Annotated in this window: 13 protein-coding genes; 10 read left to right on the plus strand and 3 right to left on the minus strand. The window is 41.2% G+C overall.

Features of this window, described 5'->3' with window-relative positions; all coding sequences use genetic code 11:
• The 10 genes from NMM17_RS07405 to ftsY form a co-directional block, all read left to right on the plus strand.
• On the plus strand, nt 1–741 hold a 741-nt coding region (locus NMM17_RS07405; protein ID WP_254754165.1), incomplete at its 5' end, for an LPXTG cell wall anchor domain-containing protein.
• 291 nt (nt 742–1,032) lie between these two features.
• A complete protein-coding gene (locus NMM17_RS07410) occupies nt 1,033–2,364 on the plus strand; it encodes a glycosyltransferase (RefSeq protein ID WP_049551233.1) in 1,332 nt (443 codons plus the stop codon).
• A 1-nt stretch (nt 2,365) separates the two neighbouring features.
• A complete protein-coding gene (locus tag NMM17_RS07415; protein WP_084862132.1) occupies nt 2,366–3,721 on the plus strand; it encodes a sodium:solute symporter in 1,356 nt (451 codons plus the stop codon).
• Entirely contained in the window at nt 3,705–4,409 is a 705-nt protein-coding gene (locus NMM17_RS07420; RefSeq protein WP_254754166.1) for an acylneuraminate cytidylyltransferase family protein, read from the plus strand. The genes NMM17_RS07415 and NMM17_RS07420 overlap by 17 nt, the downstream gene beginning before the upstream one ends.
• Nucleotides 4,406–5,284 carry a glycosyltransferase family 52 gene (locus NMM17_RS07425; RefSeq protein ID WP_254754167.1) on the plus strand — a complete coding sequence of 293 codons (879 nt, stop codon included), beginning with the start codon at nt 4,406–4,408 and terminating at the stop codon, nt 5,282–5,284. Before NMM17_RS07420 ends, NMM17_RS07425 begins: the two co-directional genes overlap by 4 nt.
• 160 nt (nt 5,285–5,444) lie before the next feature.
• Entirely contained in the window at nt 5,445–6,143 is a 699-nt protein-coding gene (gene rnc / locus NMM17_RS07430) for a ribonuclease III (RefSeq protein ID WP_000661487.1), read from the plus strand.
• Nucleotides 6,134–9,673 carry a chromosome segregation protein SMC gene (gene smc / locus NMM17_RS07435; RefSeq protein ID WP_254754168.1) on the plus strand — a complete coding sequence of 1,180 codons (3,540 nt, stop codon included), beginning with the start codon at nt 6,134–6,136 and terminating at the stop codon, nt 9,671–9,673. The genes rnc and smc overlap by 10 nt, the downstream gene beginning before the upstream one ends.
• Nucleotides 9,670–10,464 (plus strand): Cof-type HAD-IIB family hydrolase, encoded by a 795-nt coding sequence (locus NMM17_RS07440; protein WP_254754169.1) that lies wholly within the window; start codon nt 9,670–9,672, stop codon nt 10,462–10,464. Before smc ends, NMM17_RS07440 begins: the two co-directional genes overlap by 4 nt.
• Entirely contained in the window at nt 10,464–11,282 is an 819-nt protein-coding gene (locus NMM17_RS07445; protein ID WP_000763411.1) for a Cof-type HAD-IIB family hydrolase, read from the plus strand. The genes NMM17_RS07440 and NMM17_RS07445 overlap by 1 nt, the downstream gene beginning before the upstream one ends.
• A gap of 3 nt (nt 11,283–11,285) precedes the next feature.
• Entirely contained in the window at nt 11,286–12,575 is a 1,290-nt protein-coding gene (gene ftsY, locus NMM17_RS07450) for a signal recognition particle-docking protein FtsY (RefSeq protein ID WP_000522340.1), read from the plus strand.
• A 44-nt stretch (nt 12,576–12,619) separates the two neighbouring features.
• On the opposite strand, the gene zwf is transcribed toward ftsY, so the two are convergent.
• The 3 genes from zwf to NMM17_RS07465 form a co-directional block, all read right to left on the minus strand.
• Nucleotides 12,620–14,107, minus strand: a complete 1,488-nt coding sequence (gene zwf / locus NMM17_RS07455) for a glucose-6-phosphate dehydrogenase (protein WP_024057956.1) — start codon at nt 14,105–14,107, stop codon at nt 12,620–12,622.
• Between the two features lie 149 nt (nt 14,108–14,256).
• Nucleotides 14,257–14,997, minus strand: a complete 741-nt coding sequence (locus tag NMM17_RS07460; RefSeq protein ID WP_001096315.1) for an amino acid ABC transporter ATP-binding protein — start codon at nt 14,995–14,997, stop codon at nt 14,257–14,259.
• On the minus strand, nt 14,997–17,162 hold the full coding sequence (locus NMM17_RS07465; RefSeq protein WP_237446823.1) for an ABC transporter substrate-binding protein/permease: 2,166 nt from the start codon (nt 17,160–17,162) through the stop codon (nt 14,997–14,999). The genes NMM17_RS07460 and NMM17_RS07465 overlap by 1 nt, the downstream gene beginning before the upstream one ends.
• Between the last annotated feature and the right edge of the window lie 20 nt (nt 17,163–17,182).

A 17,182-nucleotide genomic window follows, 5' to 3' on the forward strand; every position in this document is an offset into this window, starting at 1 on the left:
AATAAACCAGAGAAAATCGAAAAATCCGGAATTGTTTACTACTTAACAGAAAAAGCTCTTAAAGACGGTTCTAAACCTGAAACAGGAGACGTAGTAGAAGGAACAACAGAAGTAACCTATGTCTATGAAAAAGCCGGTTCAGTCCTTGTTCATTATGTTGATACAGAAGGCAATCCTCTTCAAGGAACCAATGAAAATCAACAACCAGTGACTCCAACGGTTACGGATACTGATAATGCCAAAGCCGGAACTGACTACGATACAAGAGATCAAAAACCAACAAGCATAACTACAGCAGATGGTAAAGTATATAAACTGGTTCCTCAAAGTACTAAAGGTGATGAAACAGGCAAGGTTGTAGCAGGTCAAACTCTTGAAGTCACTTATGTTTACATTCTGGAAAAAGCCGTACCAGAGCCTAAGCCAGAACCAAAACCAGAGCCTAAGCCAGAACCAAAACCAGAGCCTAAGCCAGAACCAAAACCAGAGCCTAAACCAGAGCCTAAGCCAGAACCAAAACCAGAGCCTAAACCAGAGCCTAAGCCAGAGCCTAAACCAGAGCCTAAGCCAGAACCAAAACCAGAAAATTCAAATAGTATCCAGCCAGAATCAAAGACATCAGAAGAAAAACTACCAAATACTGGTACAGAAAAAGATACTAATGGATCAACTATGGGATTACTAGCTATGGTAACAGGATTGGCATTAGGGTTATTTAAGAAAAAAGAAGAATCAGAATAATCTCAATGTTATGTTATCTATGTAATCATTCAGGGCATCTATTTAATTATTTTCAAATAGATTATTGAGCATGATTTGATTTTTAATAGCTTCTAAATAAAATATTCTATACTACTATATTTGGAATTTTTATAAGAAATTATTTTATATCGAGATTTGATGATACTGATAGAAAATTATTATTTTAAAGTAACTCTATCAGAACTTCAATTTTAAGAGATGAAAAATCTTTTCTCCCTTTTGTGAGGGGAGATTTTTCACTTTTGTCAAATGAAAATAGGGGAGAGAAATATGTCAAGAATTATTACGCTTCATTCTTTTACAGAAATACAGAGATATGGTTTTGAAACTACTCAGTTTTATCGAGCACGTATAGCAAGATATCTAGGAATAGATTATCTCCATCTTCTGACAAATCCTCAAGTTAGACCTGACTGGAAAGCTGATTTAAAAAAACTTGGATTTTTAGAAAAGGAATTAATCTGTGTTCCTCATAGTTTTTCCGATATAGGGCATGATTCCTTATCGGTTAAGCCTGAAACTCTCAATTTATCAGATAGTGATACGCTTGAACTCACTGCAGATGGTTTTGTCTCTTCTCTTACGTTAGGAGATGGCTCAGGTCGTTACTATTATACAAGTGGTCCATTTCTGTTTGAGAGTTTTAAGAAAAAAGAGTTACAGTGGTTTCATAAAAACGGAGACTTAGCGCTCGAGGGACGTTTCATAGACCCATTCATAGAACCTTCTCCTGTTTCTTTATTTTATCCTGAATATATTTTTCGAAAAGATGGAGTTATTTACTCTGAAGAAGATTTACTTATCAAATTTTTGGTTGATATAGCTCAGGATACAGACTTAATTATTCGCGATCAACAAAGTATACCAAAGCCTAGTCTATGGAGATATATGGAAAACACTGGTAAGAATTACTATGAAGTGATTCATTCAAATGTTTTAATGAATATATCACATGCTAATTTAAGGAAAAAGAATAACTATCTAGTTGCAAGTGAATCGCTAACAGAATCATTGCGTCAACTAGATTATAACGCGAGATTTTTAGCTCCCATTTTTACAGAAAAGAAAGGGGAAGTTAAAGATATTGGTCCTATTTTAGACTATTGTTTAGTAGGGCATATGGAGGAAATAAAGAATATTGATCTGGTTATTGAAGTTTTTACGGAATTGTATAAACGCGGCTCAAATGTTCATATTACCTTTTATGGTGGATCGGAAAAAAGATTACAGCAACTTCGGAATCAGTATAACCTTCCACCAATAATTCAATTAAAAGGTATCGTTAACGAAGTGCCTTATCATCTGCACCAATGCTATCTGTCTGCTAGTTATACTGAGTTATTTTCAAATGCCTGTGTAGAAGCTTTGAGCCATGGTTTACTAGCCTTGCTATCAGATGTTGATATTGCTCATCGTTTTTATGCTGGCCAGTCCAATGCCATCAACTTGTTTAAAACTAAATCAGAGTTGATCCAAAAGATAGAAGAGATGGAGCAGACGGGCTATCGCCAGTCAAATGCAGAAAATATCGCCCTAGCGGCTCACTATTCACTAGGGACAGTGGCCCAAAGCTATCGCGAACTACTAGATAGGAACTTCTAGGATGTTGGGAATTCTAGTCACCCTATTGCTCTATTTCTGCTTGATTTCCTTGATTGCCTATTGGAAAAAAGGGAGCGAAGAGGACTATTATCAGGTTAAGAAAGCTGTTCCAGTGACAGTTTTGGCCTTCTCAGTCTTTGCGACCTTGCTCAGTCCCATTTCCTTTCTGACTCTGGTGGGGAATGCCTATACAGGCAGGTCCTATCTCTGGTTTGCCCAATGTGGCATCTTTCTAGCCATTCCACTAGCTCATCGCTATTTTCTGCCCCTCTATCAAAAGGGAAACTATGAGACAGCCTATCATCTTTTAGAGGACAAGTTTCAATCGACTGGCATTCGTTCACTGGCCTCAGGTCTTTTCATCCTCTACCAGTTGGGGCGAATAGCAGTGGTGACCTACTTGTTGTCTCAGGCCTTAGAGCCTTTTATCCTCATCAATCAGCTGGTCTTGTCAGGTTTACTCCTTCTCTTGACGGTCTATTATCTGGCAAGGGGTGGTCTCTTGGTTGTGCTGTGGACGGACTTCTTTCAAGGCTTGGTCCTACTGGCTATATTGGCCCTCTTTCTACCAAGAATTGCCCAATCTGGTTTAGTCGTGAATAGCAGTCAACAGCTATCTCACTTTGCAGAGACGCTGGATGGGAAGACGGTCTTTATCTTAGTTGCAGGAGCAGGTTTTAGTAGCTTGTTTTCCTACGTTTCTTCGCAGGATATCGTCCAACGTTTTAATAGCAAAATGGGGCGTCAGAAGATTGGAAAAATCTTATGGATACAGGGACTTTTGTCCTTTGGGATTGCTAGTTTACTGTATCTGATTGGCTGCTTGATTCGTCAGGAAAATTTTGCTACCACATCGACCAATCCTGTTCTCATTGCTTACGCTCGGGAAGGTCTGGCGCCTTGGTTTGGCAGTTTTATCATGCTGGCTCTCTTGGCAGCAGGCCAATCCACAGTTTCATCCAGTATGAATGCAATCGTGACCTGCTTGAAGTTGGATTTTGCTTGGTCAAAGATTCGCTGGTCGCCAAGTATTCTATCCTTTGTCTTAGCAGGTCTGTCCTGGCTCCTCTGCCTCTTGCTCATGAATGCAGAAATCTACTCCATCTACGAATGGATTAACGGCTTTATGGGCTTGACACTAGGTGTGATAGGTGGTTTGTACCTCTTGGTCTTACTTCTCAAAAGACCGAACTTACAGTTAGCCAAAATCTATCTGGTTTTTAGTCTAGGAGCCTTGGTTCTCTATCATTACAGTGGCCTTTTTGCCAACCCTAATCCCTGGTTAAATAGCATCATCACTACCCTATCTGCCCTGTTTATCTCATTTCTAGGAAGACTATATGAAAACAACATCTAAACCCATAGCCGTCATTTTGATCCGTTCGGGTTCACGCGGCTTAGTGGATAAAAATATCAAACCGCTTGCAGGCAAACCCTTGGTTTTCTATACCATCGAAGTCGCTCTAGCTTCTAAGCTATTTAGTGAAATCTGGATCTCATCAGACTCACTAGCCTATCTAGAACTCTGTCGTCAAGCCTATCCAGAGATTCGTTGTGTCCATAGACCAAAAGAATTGGCCCTATCCACAACCTCTAGTTTAGAAACCTTACGAGACTTTTTACAGCCCTTTGAAGAAGAGCAGGTCTTTGTGAATCTACAGGTGACCTCACCCTTGAGGGAGGTGGAGCATCTTATCGATTCCTACCAGCTCTACTGTCAGTCTGGCGCCGACCATTTGATTTCCTGTGTTAAGGCGGACAAGAGTCGTAGTCTTTTCTTGCAGTTAGCGGAGTCGTCATTTATCCGCCCGCCTCACGTTTCCAAGCACTATGCTCGGCAAAAAGAGCCTGTCTATTACTATCCTAACGGTAGTATCTGGATTTCTCGCAAGGACCGTTACCTACGAGACGAGACCTTTTACACAGATAAGACAGTAGCCTATGAAATGCCCAAACTCTATTCTTATGATATCGACGATGCCTTGGACTTTGAAGTCGTTGAGACCTTGCTGCACCATCACTACCTAGGAGAATCAAAGAAATGAAACACCTCATCATTGCCACAACGCCCTTGCAGGCCAAGATTGCCCAGCATATCAAGAGCCTCTATCCTGATCAGGAATTTGTCAGCCTTTATGTCAGTCCTGTCAAAAATGCCCGTCAGGAGCATTATGCCAAGGATTTTGACCATGCTCACTATCCTCAGACGGCAGAGGACTTGGCTCAGATTTGTCAGGAGCTTGCCGGCGACTATGACACTATCTTTTATGCTAGTTTTGACAATAGCTTGATTCTGGACTTGGTTGCTAGTTCGACCTACCAACACCTCATGAGTTTTGATGATGGCTATGCGGATATTTACCCTTTGGGAATGTATGCCCTCCCTCTTCAACCTATTCAGGTGGGACCTTTGGGCTTGACCAGAGATGACTTGATTGAGCGGACGGAAAAGCACTATACCCTCTATCGCAGTGACTACCATGTCGTAGCTAGAGAAAAGCTTGTTTATCTGGAGCATTTTTTTGACCTGCCACAAGCACCCGTCTCAAATGGTAAGACGGTCAAGGTCCTGTTGGGGCAAAAGTTCTCTGAAGAGGACGATCAGATCTCCATCCGTTTTATCAGTACCTATGCCAAGGCTTTGGCAATTGATCTCTATCTGCCTCATCCAAAGGAAACCTTCACTATTCCAAACGTGACTTACTTGGAGACGGAGCTGATCTTTGAAGATGTTCTAGCCCAACTCTTTCAAGAATACGAGTTCGTTCAGGTCTATCACTTCACCTCGTCTGTCAGCCTCCATTTGAAAGACCTGCCCCATGTGACCATCACAGGCATTTCCCTCCCCTACTATGAGGATCGTCAAAAAGAATTGCGACGCTTAGGTTGTCAGTTTGAAACGATTTCCCTTGGCTGGTAGCTTAAAGTAAATAACTTTTACCCGTTATTCTAATATTTTTCCATTTTAATAGTAGTCGATAAGTTCCCTTTAGTCTCTTGTTTTCTCCCGTTTTAAAGTGACTCAGGGGGCTTTTTTTGATATAATAAAAAGGACTGTTATCAGTTAGAAAGAGGTTGGTATGAAAGAATTACAAACTGTACTAAAGAATCATTTTGCAATCGAATTTGCAGACAAAAACTTATTGGAAACTGCCTTTACTCATACAAGTTATGCCAATGAGCACCGCCTCTTAAAAATTTCACACAATGAACGCTTGGAATTTTTAGGAGACGCTGTTCTACAGTTATTGATTTCAGAATATCTGTATAAAAAATATCCTAAAAAGCCTGAGGGTGACTTGTCTAAACTCCGTGCCATGATTGTCCGAGAGGAGAGTTTGGCTGGTTTTGCGCGTGATTGCCAGTTTGACCAATTTATAAAACTTGGTAAAGGAGAAGAAAAATCTGGTGGTCGCAATCGTGACACCATTCTTGGTGATGCCTTCGAAGCCTTTCTTGGTGCTCTCCTTTTGGACAAGGATGTGGCCAAGGTCAAGGAATTTATCTATCAAGTCATGATTCCTAAGGTTGAAGCAGGTGAGTTTGAGATGATTACAGACTACAAAACTCATCTTCAAGAGTTACTTCAGGTCAATGGCGATGTGGCTATCCGTTATCAGGTTATTTCTGAAACGGGTCCTGCCCATGATAAGGTCTTTGATGTGGAAGTTCTTGTCGAAGGCAAGAGCATTGGTCAAGGTCAAGGTCGTTCTAAGAAATTAGCAGAGCAGGAAGCTGCCAAAAATGCCGTTGAGAAAGGGCTGGATTCATGTATTTAAAGGAAATCGAAATTCAGGGATTCAAGTCTTTTGCTGACAAGACTAAGGTCGTCTTTGACCAAGGTGTGACGGCAGTTGTTGGACCCAATGGATCTGGAAAGTCGAATATTACAGAAAGTCTGCGTTGGGCCTTGGGGGAGTCCAGTGTCAAGAGTCTCCGTGGGGGCAAGATGCCGGATGTCATCTTTGCTGGAACAGAAAGTCGCAAACCGCTCAATTATGCTTCTGTAGTTGTGACTCTGGATAATCATGACGGATTTATCAAGGATGCTGGTCAAGAAATCAGGGTCGAACGTCATATCTATCGTAGCGGAGATAGCGAATACAAGATTGACGGTAAGAAAGTCCGTCTGCGTGATATTCATGACCTTTTCTTGGATACAGGTTTGGGACGAGATTCCTTCTCCATTATTTCCCAAGGGAAGGTTGAGGAGATTTTCAACTCCAAGCCTGAGGAACGTCGTGCCATTTTCGAAGAAGCTGCAGGAGTTTTGAAATACAAGACTCGCAGAAAAGAAACAGAAAGCAAACTGCAGCAAACTCAGGACAATCTAGATCGTTTAGAGGACATTATCTACGAGTTGGATAATCAAATAAAGCCTCTTGAGAAGCAAGCTGAGAATGCCCGAAAGTTTTTAGATTTGGAAGGTCAACGCAAGGCTATTTATTTAGACGTGCTGGTTGCTCAAATCAAGGATAATAAGGCTGAACTAGAGTCGACAGAAGAAGAGTTGGCTCAGGTTCAGGAACTCTTAACTAGCTATTACCAAAAGCGTGAAAAACTAGAGGAAGAAAATCAAACTCTTAAAAAGCAACGCCAAGATTTACAGGCTGAAATGGCCAAAGACCAAGGAAGTTTGATGGACTTGACTAGTCTGATTAGTGATTTAGAGAGAAAATTAGCCCTGTCGAAACTAGAATCTGAGCAAGTAGCCCTGAATCAACAGGAAGCACAAGCCCGTTTGGCTGCTTTAGAGGATAAGAGAAATTCACTCAGCAAAGAAAAATCTGATAAGGAAAGCTCTTTAGCACTTTTAGATGAAAATCTAGTTCAAAATAATCAAAAACTGAATCGATTAGAAGCTGAATTACTAGCTTTTTCAGATGATCCTGATCAGATGATTGAGCTCTTGCGTGAACGCTTTGTAGCTCTTTTACAAGAAGAAGCGGATGTCTCAAACCAACTGACCCGTATTGAGAATGAGTTGGAAAATAGTCGTCAGCTTTCTCAAAAACAAGCAGATCAATTAGAAAAGCTGAAAGAACAGTTAGATACAGCTAAAGAGAAGGCTAGTCATCAAAAAGAAGAGCTTGAAACTGCCAAGGAGCAGGTTCAGAAATTACTGGCCGACTATCAAATCTGTGCCAAGGAGCAAGAGGAGCAGAAAACTTCCTATCAAGCTCAACAAAGTCAACTTTTTGACCGTCTGGATAGTCTCAAAAACAAGCAAGCTAGAGCCCAAAGTTTGGAAAATATCCTGAGAAATCATAGTAACTTTTATGCAGGTGTTAAGAGTGTTCTCCAAGAAAAAGACCGCCTTGGTGGGATTATTGGAGCAGTTAGTGAGCACCTGGCCTTTGATGTGCATTATCAAACTGCTCTAGAGATTGCGCTAGGAGCCAGCAGTCAGCATATCATCGTAGAAGATGAAGAGGCGGCAACCAAGGCGATTGATTTCCTCAAACGAAATAGAGCTGGTCGTGCAACCTTCCTTCCTTTAACGACTATCAAGGCGCGTACGATTTCTAGTCAGAATCAAGATGCTATTGCTGCAAGTCCAGGATTTCTGGGTATGGCAGATGAGTTGGTGACATTCGATACTAGACTGGAAGCTATTTTCAAGAACTTGCTAGCTACGACGGCTATTTTTGATACCGTAGAACATGCGCGTGCAGCTGCTCGCCAGGTTCGTTATCAGGTTCGTATGGTGACATTGGACGGTACAGAGTTGCGCACAGGTGGTTCCTATGCGGGTGGTGCTAATCGCCAGAATAACAGCATTTTTATCAAGCCAGAACTGGAGCAATTACAAAAAGAAATTGCTGAAGAAGAAGCAAGTTTTCGTTCAGAAGAAGCGTCTTTGAAGACCTTGCAAGATGAGATGGCTAGATTGACAGAAAGATTAGAAGAAATCAAATCTCAAGGAGAGCAGGCTCGTATTCAGGAGCAGGGCTTGGCCCTCGCTTATCAGCAGACCAGTCAGCAAGTTGAAGAACTAGAAACTCTTTGGAAACTTCAAGAAGAGGAATTAGATCGTCTTTCTGACGGAGATTGGCAAGCAGATAAGGAAAAATGCCAAGCACGCCTTGCTACCATTGCCAATGAAAAGCAAAATCTGGAAGCTGAGATTGAAGAGATTAAGTCTAACAAAAATGCCATCCAAGAACGTTATCAGAACTTGCAAGAAGAGCTAGCGCAAGCTCGCTTACTTAAGACAGAACTGCAAGGGCAAAAACGTTACGAAGTTGCTGATATTGAACGCTTAGGTAAGGAACTAAGTAATCTTGATCTTGAGCAAGAAGAAATCCAGCGCCTTCTTCAAGAAAAGGTTGACAATCTTGAGAAAGTTGATACGGATTTGCTCAGTCAACAGGCCGAAGAAGCCAAAATGCAGAAAACAAACCTCCAACAAGGTCTGATTCGCAAGCAGTTTGAGTTGGATGATATTGAAGGTCAACTGGATGATATTGCAAGTCATTTGGATCAGGCTCGCCAGCAGAATGAGGAGTGGATTCGCAAGCAAACACGTGCTGAAGCTAAGAAAGAGAAGGTCAGCGAGCGCTTGCGCTATTTACAAAGTCAATTAACAGACCAGTATCAGATTAGCTATACTGAAGCACTAGAAAAGGCACATGAATTGGAAAACCTCAATCTGGCAGAGCAAGAGGTTAAGGATTTAGAGAAGGCTATTCGCTCACTGGGACCTGTCAACTTGGAAGCTATTGACCAGTACGAAGAAGTGCACAACCGTCTGGACTTTCTAAATAGTCAGCGAGATGATATTTTGTCAGCGAAAAATTTGCTCCTTGAAACCATTACAGAGATGAATGATGAGGTTAAGGAACGCTTTAAAACCACTTTTGAAGCTATTCGTGAGTCTTTCAAAGTGACCTTTAAGCAGATGTTTGGCGGAGGTCAGGCGGACCTGATTTTGACTGAGGGAGACCTGCTGACAGCTGGGGTTGAGATTTCTGTTCAACCTCCAGGTAAGAAAATCCAGTCGCTTAACCTTATGAGTGGTGGTGAAAAAGCCCTGTCAGCTCTAGCTTTGCTTTTCTCTATCATTCGAGTTAAGACTATCCCATTTGTCATCTTGGATGAGGTAGAGGCTGCACTAGATGAAGCTAATGTTAAGCGTTTTGGGGATTACCTCAACCGCTTTGACAAGGACAGCCAGTTTATCGTTGTGACCCACCGTAAGGGAACCATGGCAGCGGCTGATTCTATCTATGGAGTGACTATGCAAGAATCAGGTGTCTCAAAAATTGTTTCGGTGAAGTTAAAAGATTTAGAAAGTATTGAAGGATGACAATTAAACTAGTAGCAACGGATATGGACGGAACCTTCCTAGATGGGAATGGGCGTTTTGATATGGATCGTCTCAAGTCTCTCTTAGCTTCCTATAAGGAAAAAGGGATTTACTTTGCGGTAGCTTCAGGGCGCGGATTTCTGTCTCTAGAAAAATTATTTGCTGATGTTCGTGATGACATTATTTTCATCGCGGAAAATGGCAGTTTAGTAGAGTATCAAGGTCAGGACTTGTATGAAGCGACTATGTCTCGTGACTTTTATCTATCAACTTTTGAAAAGCTGAAAACGTCACCTTATGTAGATATCAATAAACTGCTCTTGACGGGAAAAAAGGGAGCTTATGTTCTAGATACGGTTGATGAGACCTATTTAAAAGTGAGTCAGCACTATAATGAAAATATTCAAAAAGTAGCGAGTTTAGAAGCTATCACAGATGATATTTTCAAATTTACAACCAACTTCACAGAAGAAACGCTAGAAGCTGGGGAAGCTTGGGTAAACGAAAATGTCCCTGGTGTTAAGGCCATGACAACTGGCTTTGAATCCATTGATATTGTTCTGGACTATGTCGATAAGGGTGTGGCCATTGTTGAATTAGCTAAAAAACTTGGTATCACAATGGATCAGGTTCTGGCTTTTGGAGACAATCTAAATGACTTGCATATGATGCAGGTTGTGGGATATCCTGTAGCTCCTGAAAATGCACGACCAGAAATTTTAGAATTAGCAGAGACTGTGATTGGTCACCATAAAGACCAGTCGGTTATAGCTTATATGGAGGGCTTATAATGGCAGATATAAAATTGATTGCATTGGACTTGGACGGGACCTTGCTGACTACTGATAAAAAGCTGACGGATCGTACCAAGGCAACCTTGAAAGCTGCGCGTGATCGTGGTATTAAAGTTGTATTGACAACTGGTCGTCCCTTAAAAGCTATGGATTTCTTTCTCCATGAGTTGGGGACTGACGGTCATGAAGATGAGTATACCATTACCTTTAATGGTGGTTTGGTTCAGAAAAATACAGGTGAAATCCTTGATAAAACAGTCTTTTCATATGATGATGTGGCACGCTTGTATGAAGAAACAGAGAAATTGTCACTGCCTCTTGACGCCATCTCAGAAGGAACTGTTTATCAAATCCAATCGGACCAAGAAAGTCTTTATGCCAAATTCAATCCAGCTTTAACTTTTGTACCAGTTGACTTTGAAGACCTGTCTAGTCAAATGACCTACAATAAATGCGTGACTGCCTTTGCTCAAGAACCCTTGGATGCAGCCATTCAAAAGATTTCACCAGAATTGTTTGACCAATATGAAATCTTTAAATCACGTGAAATGTTGCTAGAGTGGTCACCAAAGAATGTACACAAAGCAACCGGTTTGGCTAAACTAATCAGTCATCTTGGAATTGACCAAAGCCAAGTGATGGCCTGTGGTGATGAAGCCAATGACCTTTCTATGATTGAATGGGCAGGGCTCGGTGTTGCCATGCAAAACGCTGTTCCTGAAGTCAAGGCAGTCGCAAATGTGGTGACCCCAATGACCAATGATGAGGAAGCTGTCGCCTGGGCTATCGAAGAATATGTGCTAAAGGAGAACTAAGATATGGGATTGTTTGACCGTCTATTCGGAAAAAAAGAAGAACCTAAAATCGAAGAAGTTGTAAAAGAAGCTCTGGAAAATCTTGATTTGTCTGAAGATGTTGAGCCAGCCTTAACAGAAGCTGAGGAACTTCCTCATGAAGAAGCAGAAGTTGAAAGTTCTGAAGAAGCTCTGCTCCAAGAAGAGGAAAATCAAGACACAGTTGAAGAAAGTCTGGATTCAGAACCAACTGTAGAAGTTTCTCAAGAAGAAATAGAAGAATTTCCAAACTCAGAAGAAGTCACAGAGGAAGAGAATACGGAGCTCCTAGAGACTGTAGAAGAAAATAATTCTGAAGTTCTTGAAGCAGAAACGACTCAAGTAGAAGAGACTGTTCAGGAAAAATATGACCGCAGTCTCAAGAAAACTCGTACAGGATTTGGTGCTCGTTTGAATGCCTTCTTTGCCAATTTCCGCTCTGTTGATGAAGAATTTTTCGAGGAACTGGAAGAACTGCTAATTATGAGTGATGTTGGTGTCCAGGTCGCTTCTAACTTAACAGAGGAGCTACGCTACGAAGCCAAGCTTGAAAACGCCAAGAAACCTGACGCACTTCGCCGTGTCATCATTGAGAAATTGGTTGAGCTTTATGAAAAGGATGGCAACTACGATGAAAGAATCCACTTCCAAGATGGCTTGACAGTCATGCTCTTTGTCGGGGTCAATGGTGTTGGGAAAACAACTTCTATCGGGAAACTAGCCCACCGCTACAAACAAGCTGGCAAGAAAGTCATGTTGGTTGCGGCAGATACCTTCCGTGCAGGGGCAGTAGCCCAGCTAGCAGAATGGGGCCGTCGTGTAGATGTTCCAGTAGTAACTGGAGCTGAAAAAGCTGACCCAGCCAGTGTGGTCTTTGATGGCATGGAACGTGCCGTATCTGAAGGTATCGATATTCTCATGATCGATACTGCAGGTCGTCTGCAAAATAAGGATAACCTTATGGCCGAGCTAGAAAAGATTGGTCGTATCATCAAACGTGTTGTGCCAGAAGCTCCGCATGAAACCTTCTTGGCACTTGATGCATCAACAGGTCAAAACGCTCTTGTACAGGCCAAAGAATTTTCAAAAATAACGCCATTAACTGGAATTGTCTTGACTAAGATTGATGGAACTGCTCGAGGTGGTGTTGTTTTAGCCATCCGTGAAGAACTCAATATTCCTGTAAAATTGATTGGTTTTGGTGAAAAAATCGATGATATTGGAGAGTTTAACTCAGAAAACTTTATGAAGGGTCTCTTAGAAGGCTTAATCTAATCAGAAGCAAAAATCCTGCAAGGCACAAACTTGCAGGATTTTTTTTATTCTAAACGACCATCTTGACGATAAGCGATATCTGGTTGCCAAGTCCATTTAGCACCGAATTTTTCAAGTAAGTCAAAGCTTGCTTGAGGTCCCATGCTTCCAGCTTTATAGTCATGAAGTGGGGCACCATTTTCAGCCCAGAGTTCTTCGATACGGTCAATCAATTTCCATGATGCACCAACCTCATCCCAGTGGCTAAAGTTAGTTGAGTTGTTATTTAAGACATCATAGATTAATTTCTCGTATGGTTCTGGGGAAGCACCAGTTGCAGTCGCATCTGTACGGTAATCAAGTGAGTTAGGAGCCAAGTTAAATTCTTCTCCTACTTGCTTCCCATTTAGGCTAAGAGAGAAGCCTTCTGTTGGTTGGATATAGATGGTCAAAATGTTTGGAGCAAGTGGTTCTCCAAAGATAGAATCCATTTGTTTAAAGACGATGTTGACATGAGTTCCTTTTTCAGTCAGACGTTTACCAGTACGGAAGAAGAAAGGAACGCCACGGAATCGATCGCTGTTTACAAAGAAGGCACCAGATGCAAAGGTTTCAGTTGTTGATTCTGGATTTACATTTGGCTCGCTACGATAAGAGATATATTTCATGCCATCAATCTTACCAGAGCGGTATTGACCACGGATAAAGTATTCTTTAAGTTCTTCATCAGTTGGGTGATAGAGGTTTTTAAAGACCTTAATCTTCTCAGCACGAATCTCGTCTTTTGTGAAGCTTGCTGGCTTGTCCATGGCAAGGAGAGAAAGCAGTTGTAGTGTATGGTTTTGTACCATGTCGCGGAGGGCACCAGATTGGTCATAGTAGCCACCACGTTCTTCTACACCCAAGCGCTCTGCAAAAGTAATTTGAACATTGTCGATAAAATCCTTGTTCCAAACATTTTCAAAAATCAAGTTTGCAAAGCGAACTGCAAAGATACTTTGGATCATTTCCTTACCAAGATAATGGTCAATACGGAAAATTTGTTCTTCGTCAAATGTTGCTAGGAGCTCGTCATTCAACTTGCTTGCAGTTGCGTAATCTGTACCAAATGGTTTTTCAACGATTAAGCGCTCAAAACCTTTACCATCCACAATGTTTTCAGACTTGAGGTGTTTTGCGATAGTTCCAAAGAATTGAGGCGCCATAGACAAGAAGAAGAGCTTGTTGTGTTCAGCTTGATACTTGTCATTTAGTTCAGCCTGCAATTGACGCAAAGCAATGTAGTGTTCTGTATCATTGACATCGTGACTTTGATAGTAGAAGTGGCTAGCGAACTCTTGAGCCTGTTCGGTACTATCTGCCAAATCAAGGATCGATTCGACTACAACAGATTCAAAATATTCCTTGCTCCAAGGACGACGAGCAGTTCCAATGACTGCAAAGTGCTCGGAAAGATTGCCGGATTTATATAGTCTAAAAAGGGAAGGGTAGAGCTTGCGTTTAGCCAGGTCTCCACTCGCACCGAAAATTGTAACAATAACCTTAGATGACATCTAGCTACCTAATTTCTATTTTATTCCTAGTCTTGCTAGGTATGAGGAAACCTCATTTCATAAACTTAATTCTAACATAATTTTCCTAAAAATCAAAAAATCCAATACGAGATAGAAAAAAACTGCAAGGAAATCCTTACAGTTTGCGTTTAGACGTTTAATACCTTGTCCAAGAACTCTTTCAGACGTGGGTGTTGTGGGTTGTCAAAAATTTGATCAGGTGTTCCGTCTTCAAGGAATTCGCCATCTGCAGTAAAGATAACTCGGTTAGCAACTTGACGGGCAAATCCCATCTCATGGGTTACGATAATCATGGTCATACCTTGCTCAGCCAATTCCTTCATAACGTTTAGTACGTCTCCAACCATCTCAGGGTCAAGGGCAGAAGTTGGTTCATCAAAGAGCATGATGTCTGGATTCATTGCTAGTCCACGAGCGATGGCCACACGTTGTTTTTGACCACCTGATAGGCTATCTGGGTTAGCATTAGCTTTATCTGCTAGCCCAACCTTGTCAAGCAACTCCATTCCCAATTTCTCAGCTTCTTCCTTAGTCATCAACTTGTGCTCGATAGGAGCAAAAGTAATGTTGTCCAATACAGACATATGAGGGAAGAGGTTAAAGTGTTGGAACACCATTCCGATATTTTCACGAACGTGGTCAACGTTGGTTGTTTTTTCAGTTAAGTCATAGCCGTTCACAGTGATGTGACCGCTCGTAACTTCTTCTAGAAGATTAAGGCTACGGAGGAAGGTCGACTTACCAGATCCTGAAGGACCGATGATACAAACAACATCTCCTTCATAGAATTTAGTTGTGATTCCTTTTAGAACCTCATTTTTTCCATAGTGCTTGTGTAAATCATTTACATCAATTTTTAATTTTGCCATTAACGAATCCTCTTTTCTAAGCGTTTCGCTAGTCTAGTCAAAAGTGTGATAATTACAAGATAGAAGATAGCAAGGATTGCATACATCTTGAAACTTTGGTAGTTACGGGCGATGATAATCTTACCAGTTTGGAAGAGTTCAACCAAACCGATAGCAGATACGATGGTTGTATCTTTAAGAGCGATAACGAATTGGTTAACAAAGTTTGGCAACATCAATTTAGTCGCTTGTGGCAAGATAATCTTACGCATGGTTTTTCCATAAGAGATACCCAAGCTTCGGCTGGCTTCCATTTGGCCAACCGGAACGGCCTGAATACCACCACGAACGATTTCAGCGATATAAGCAGCAGCATTGAGTGATAGGGCAATGGTACCAGCTACAAAGTCGTTAATTGGACTTTGTTGGCCTGTGATGGACTCGATGAAGTTTGGAATTCCCCAGAAGATGAAGGCTGCAAGAATCATCAAAGGAATACCACGGATAACGTCAACGAAAATCTCAGAGATCACACGAAGAGATTTGTAGGGGCTAACGCTAAACATACCGAAGATAATCCCGATAACAATAGCAATAGCAAATGAGATAAGAGCTAGAGCAAGAGTGATACCAAGTCCGCTAAGGAGCTGTTTGTAGTTATTTTGAAGCAAGCCCCAGATAGTTGTTTCGTCAACAGTGCTTGTTGAAGTAGTTGAAGATTCGCTAGCTAGGTATTTGTCAAGAATCTTTTGGAATTCACCGTTTGCTTTAAGGTTTGCAAGTCCGTTGTTGAACATTTCAATCAATTCTGGATTTGCTCCTTTTTTAACGGCAAAGGCTGTTTCACCGATTGGAGTTCCAGCGATTGGAGTTTTCAATTTTTGACCTTGGCTGATAGAATATTTGAGAACAGGCTCATCATCCATAACGGCATCAATGGCACCAGTGTTTAAACTGTCATACATTGAAGAACCATCAGCGAAGGTTTTGATTTTGTAACCGTATTTGCTTTGATTTTCTGTTAGGAAGGTTTGAGAAGCGGTTCCGTTTTTAACACCGACTGTCTTCCCTTTCAAATCTTCATAAGAAGCAATGGTACTTGATTCTTTGACACCAAGGATAGTATTAGCAGTGTAGTAGGATTCTGAGAAGTCAAAAGTTGCCTTACGAGCATCTGTAACAGACATACCAGCAATGATACCATCAGCTTGTCCAGCTTGAACAGCACTGATAGCGGCATCGAAACCAGGGTTGGTGATTTCAACTTCAAAACCTTGGTCTTTAGCGATTGCCTTAATCAAGTCCATATCAATACCAGTAAATTGGTTACTTGAGTTTTGGAACACAAAAGGTGCAAAAGAAGAATCACTGGCAATGATGTATTTAGCTTTAACAGGAGTTGCTTTTAGACCTGCTGCAGTCGTTGTAGTTGGCACTGCTGAAGAAGATGATGCAGTCCATTTCTTGATGATTTTATCAAGACTTCCATCTTTTTTCATTTCAGCCAAGGCTTGGTTAAATTCAGTCACCAGGTGCTCGTATTTACTTCCTTTTTTCACACCAAAAGCAAAACTTCCTACAGCTTCACCATCCATTTCAATATGGAGGTCTTGACCTTGGTTAATGGCATACTCGATAACAGGTTTGTCATCCATCATAGCATCGATAGCACCAGCAGTCAAGCTGTTGTTCATCAAATCACCAGTGTCAAATGTTTTAATAGTAAAACCGTATTTATCTTTGATTGTTTCAAGAAAACGTTGAGCAGCAGTTCCGTTTTTAACACCAACGGTTTTGCCAGTTAATTGGTCGTACTTGCTAATCTTGTGTGCCTTTGTAGTTGCAATGACAACTTTTGTATCATAGTAAGTATCAGACATGGTGAAGACTTTTTCACGTTCTTTAGTCTTTGTCATCCCTGCCATGATAGCGTCAGCTTGACCAGCTTGAACCGCATTTACCGCTGCATCAAATCCAGGATAGGACATCTGAATATTCCATCCTTTAATCTCAGCGACTTTGTTGATAATGTCAACATCAATTCCTTTATAAGTTTGATCTGAATCTTTAAACTCAAAAGGTGCATAGGCGGTATCAGACACAATCTTAATCGTCTCTGCTTTTGCAATACCTAATGAGAAAATTGGGAATAAAATTAGCAAAAATGCTAGAAATTTTTTCTTCATTTTTAGTCTCCTTTTCCGAA

Origin of the sequence: Streptococcus sp. CF7_Ac1-12 (assembly GCF_024295905.1) — a bacterium.
Lineage (GTDB): Bacteria > Bacillota > Bacilli > Lactobacillales > Streptococcaceae > Streptococcus > Streptococcus mitis_AP.

Excerpts from the sequence above, each read along its gene's own strand:
- NMM17_RS07410 (WP_049551233.1), top strand. The coding sequence starts at position 1,033 with ATGTCAAGAATTATTACGCTTCATTCTTTTACAGAAATACAGAGATAT.
- NMM17_RS07415 (WP_084862132.1), top strand. The coding sequence starts at position 2,366 with ATGTTGGGAATTCTAGTCACCCTATTGCTCTATTTCTGCTTGATTTCC.
- NMM17_RS07420 (WP_254754166.1), top strand. The coding sequence starts at position 3,705 with ATGAAAACAACATCTAAACCCATAGCCGTCATTTTGATCCGTTCGGGT.
- NMM17_RS07425 (WP_254754167.1), top strand. The coding sequence starts at position 4,406 with ATGAAACACCTCATCATTGCCACAACGCCCTTGCAGGCCAAGATTGCC.
- rnc (WP_000661487.1), top strand. The coding sequence starts at position 5,445 with ATGAAAGAATTACAAACTGTACTAAAGAATCATTTTGCAATCGAATTT.
- smc (WP_254754168.1), top strand. The coding sequence starts at position 6,134 with ATGTATTTAAAGGAAATCGAAATTCAGGGATTCAAGTCTTTTGCTGAC.
- NMM17_RS07440 (WP_254754169.1), top strand. The coding sequence starts at position 9,670 with ATGACAATTAAACTAGTAGCAACGGATATGGACGGAACCTTCCTAGAT.
- NMM17_RS07445 (WP_000763411.1), top strand. The coding sequence starts at position 10,464 with ATGGCAGATATAAAATTGATTGCATTGGACTTGGACGGGACCTTGCTG.
- ftsY (WP_000522340.1), top strand. The coding sequence starts at position 11,286 with ATGGGATTGTTTGACCGTCTATTCGGAAAAAAAGAAGAACCTAAAATC.
- zwf (WP_024057956.1), bottom strand. The coding sequence starts at position 14,107 with ATGTCATCTAAGGTTATTGTTACAATTTTCGGTGCGAGTGGAGACCTG.
- NMM17_RS07460 (WP_001096315.1), bottom strand. The coding sequence starts at position 14,997 with ATGGCAAAATTAAAAATTGATGTAAATGATTTACACAAGCACTATGGA.
- NMM17_RS07465 (WP_237446823.1), bottom strand. The coding sequence starts at position 17,162 with ATGAAGAAAAAATTTCTAGCATTTTTGCTAATTTTATTCCCAATTTTC.